We start from the raw sequence: 3,647 nt of genomic DNA, 5'->3' as shown, positions 1-3,647 counted from the left end.
GAAGGTTTGGACGCCGAAATACTGAACCGTGCCGTAATCGGCCAGGGTCTCCATCAGGGCCAGGGTCAGACCGGCGACGATGGCCGGGCGTGCCAGGGGCAGGGCGACCGAGAAGAAGGTGCGCCAGGGGCCGTTGCCGAGTGTGCAGCTGACGTCCAGCACGCACAGCGACTGACCGAGAAAGGCGGCTCGGCTGAGCAGATAGACGTAAGGGTAGAGGACGAGGGCGAGCATCAGGGCGGCCCCTTCGAGCGAGCGGATCTCGGGAAACCAGTAGTCTCCGAAGCCCCATCCGGTCCAGTCCCTGAGCGTGGTCTGAACCGGTCCGGCGAAATCCAGCATGCCGGTGTAGGTGTAGGCGATGATGTAGGCGGGCATCGCCATCGGCAGGATCAGCGCCCACTCGAACAGGCCGCGTCCGGGGAACCGGCACATGCTGGTCAGCCAGGCCGTGCCGACGCCGCCGATCAGGGTTCCGAGGGCGACTCCGAGCATCAACAGCAGCGTGTTGATCACATAGTCGGCGAGGACCGTGTCGACGAGATGCTGCCAAACATCGCCGGCGGGAACCACGACGAAGCCGACGATCACCAGCACCGGCAGGCCGGCCAAGAGCGCGATCGCGACGATGCTCGCCGACCACAACCCTCGGCGCTCATGCGAGCTCACGATCGCCTCATGAAGGGTACTGCCTCTTTGCGTTGCGGAGGGCCGCCGTGAGGGCCCTTTCGGGCCCCATTATCGCTTCTCGAGCGGCCGCCCGTCTATTTCCAGCCCGCGCGGTCCATCAGACGCACCGCATCCGGCCCGAATTCGCCGAGCTTCGAGAGCTGCAGGTCGTCGGCCTTGAACTCGCCCCAGGATTTCAGGAGCTCGCTGACCTCGGCGCCCGTGAGGACCGGATACTCGCCGTTGACCTCCGCATACCACGCCTGAGACTCGGGACTGACGAGGAACTCCGCAAGCTTGACCGCGGCCTCCTTGTTCTTCGCCGAGTGTGTCATGGCGATCCCGCTCACGTTCACATGGGCGCCGCGACCGTCCTGGTTCGGCCAGAAGACCCGCATGACCTGCGCGGCGTCCACCTGACTTTGATCGCCCGAGGTCAGCATGCCGGCAAGGTAGTAGGTGTTGGCGATGGCGAGGTCGCATTGCCCGGCCGCAGCCGCTGCGATCTGATCGCGATCACCGCCTTTGGGCGGACGCGCCATGTTGGCGACGAGACCTTTCGCCCAGGTCTCCGTGGCTTCCACGCCATCGGCGGCGATCATGGAGGCGACCATCGACTGGTTGTAGATGTTGTCCGAGGAGCGGATGCAGATACGACCCTTCCAGGCGGGGTCGGCCAGCGCCTCGTAGGTCGTGAGGCTGGTCGGGTCGACCTTGCCCTCGACATAGAGGATCGGGCGCGCACGCAGGGACAGACCGAACCAATGACCCTCGGAGTCGCGGTAGGCCTCCGGGATCGCCTCGACCAGCACCTGACTCTCGATCGGCTGGGTGACCCCGGCCTCTTTGGCGCGATAGAGGTTGCCCGCATCGACCGTCACCAGCAGGTCGGCGGGCGAGTTGATCCCCTCGCTCTCCAGGCGCTTGAGCAGGGTCTCGGCCTTATCCGTGACCATGTTGACCTTGATGCCGGTCTGCTCCGTGAAGCGGTCGAGCAAGGGCTTGATCAGCTCTTCCTTGCGTGCCGAGTAGAGGTTGACCTCCTCCTCGGCCGCGGCGACGCTCGGCGGGACGGCGAAGATGAGCGCCGCGGCGATCCCGAAGGTGATCGGGGCGGTGATCGAGGAGATCAGGCAGCGTACTGGTTTCATGTGGTTGGGCCTCCTGATGGGCCAGATGGGGTTCGAGGTCTCGGCGGTTTTCCGCCTCGCGACAAGAATAATAGGAACCGTTCGCATTCACAACCCCACGCTGAAGGTGTTGCGAAAATTCGAATATAATCCCGTCATTATTTGAGTAGCCGCGCAAAACCCCTTGAAACCGGGGTGCGGCGCTCGAACATGGGATTTGTCGAGATCCGATCACGACCAACCCGGTGTATTCCGGACGTCTAGCGGGATGTTGAAACCCGCCGAGAAGGGCGTATAGTAAATACCCAGTAAAACGCTCAAGAAAACGGAGCCAGGAGAGATGACCTCAACCCAAGCTGTCGAAGATATCGTCCGATCCGAGTACGAGCATGGGTTCGTGACCGAGATCGAGTCCGATACCCTGCCGCCCGGTCTGGACGAAGGGGTGGTGCGTGCCATCTCCGCCCGCAAGGGCGAGCCCGAGTTCATGACCGAGTGGAGGCTCAAGGCCTACCGGCATTGGCTCACTATGCAGACGCCGCACTGGGCATCGGTCCACTATCCGCCGATCGATTTCCAGTCGATCTCCTACTTCTCGGCCCCGAAGCGCCCGGAAGACATGCCCAAGAGCCTCGACGAGATCGATCCGGCCTTGCTCGAGACCTACGAGAAGCTCGGCATTCCGATCGAGGAGCAAAAGGCGCTCGCCGGGATCGCCGTGGATGCCGTGTTCGACAGCGTCTCGGTGGCCACGACCTTCCGCGCCGTGTTGGCCGACGCGGGCGTCATCTTCTGCTCCATCTCCGAGGCCGTTCACGAGCATCCGGAGTTGATCAAGCAGTACCTGGGCTCGGTCGTTCCGCATACGGACAACTATTACGCCGGCCTCAACGCCGCGGTCTTCAGCGACGGCACCTTCGTCTATGTCCCGAAGGGCGTGCGCTGTCCGATGGAGCTCAGCACCTACTTCTGAATCAATGCGCGCAACACGGGCCAATTCGAGCGGACCCTGATCATCGCGGAAGCCGGCAGCTATGTCAGTTATCTCGAAGGCTGTACGGCGCCGCAGCGCGACGAGAACCAGCTTCACGCCGCGGTGGTGGAGCTGATCGCCATGGACGATGCCGAGATCAAGTACTCGACCGTCCAGAATTGGTATCCGGGCGATGATCAAGGTCGCGGCGGCATCTACAACTTCGTGACCAAGCGCGGAGAGTGTCGCGGTGCGCGCTCCAAGATCTCCTGGACCCAGGTCGAGACCGGTTCGGCGATCACCTGGAAATACCCGAGTTGCGTGCTGCGCGGCGACGATTCGGTTGGCGAGTTCTATTCGGTTGCACTGACCAATCATCGCCAGCAGGCCGACACCGGCACCAAGATGATCCACCTCGGTGCGCGCACCAAAAGCAAGATCATCAGCAAGGGCATCTCCGCCGGGCGCGGCCAGAACACCTACCGCGGGCTGGTCAAGGTCGAGAAGAACGCGATCGGCGCGCGCAACTTCACCCAGTGCGATTCCCTGCTGATCGGCAAGCAGTGCGGCGCCCACACTTTCCCGTACATCGAGGTCAAGCATCAGAGCGCCATCGTCGAGCACGAGGCGACCACCAGCAAGATCTCCGACGACCAGTTGTTCTATTGCCTGTCGCGCGGCATAAGCGAGGAAGACGCGGTGTCGATGATCGTCGACGGCTTCTGCAAGCAGGTGTTCCGCGAACTACCGATGGAATTCGCGGTGGAGGCGAAGAAGCTGCTGGAAGTGAGCCTGGAAGGCTCGGTGGGCTGACGTGGGCCTTGCCTCATCCATCACACCTGGCGACACCGACCTGGACAGATTGCTGTCCGGAC

Annotated in this window: 2 protein-coding genes and 1 pseudogene; 1 reads left to right on the top strand and 2 read right to left on the bottom strand. The window is 62.9% G+C overall.

The annotated features are described in order from the left end of the window. Both VLR48_RS04485 and VLR48_RS04480 read right to left on the bottom strand, forming a co-directional pair. On the bottom strand, nucleotides 1–669 hold a 669-nt coding region (locus VLR48_RS04485; protein WP_325290630.1), incomplete at its 3' end, for an ABC transporter permease. Nucleotides 670–764: 95 nt separating this feature from the next. After that, on the bottom strand, nucleotides 765–1,820 hold the full coding sequence (locus VLR48_RS04480; RefSeq protein ID WP_325290629.1) for a Fe(3+) ABC transporter substrate-binding protein: 1,056 nt from the start codon (nucleotides 1,818–1,820) through the stop codon (nucleotides 765–767). 319 nt (nucleotides 1,821–2,139) lie between these two features. On the opposite strand from VLR48_RS04480, the pseudogene sufB reads away from it, so the two are divergent. After that, a pseudogene (gene sufB, locus VLR48_RS04475) lies at nucleotides 2,140–3,585 on the top strand (Fe-S cluster assembly protein SufB). Nucleotides 3,586–3,647: the final 62 nt, after the last annotated feature.

Source organism: Thiocapsa sp., assembly GCF_035467215.1.
GTDB lineage: Bacteria > Pseudomonadota > Gammaproteobacteria > Chromatiales > Chromatiaceae > Thiocapsa.
Note: the sequence above shows the minus strand (reverse complement) of the source record. Positions and strands in the feature narration are given on the sequence as shown.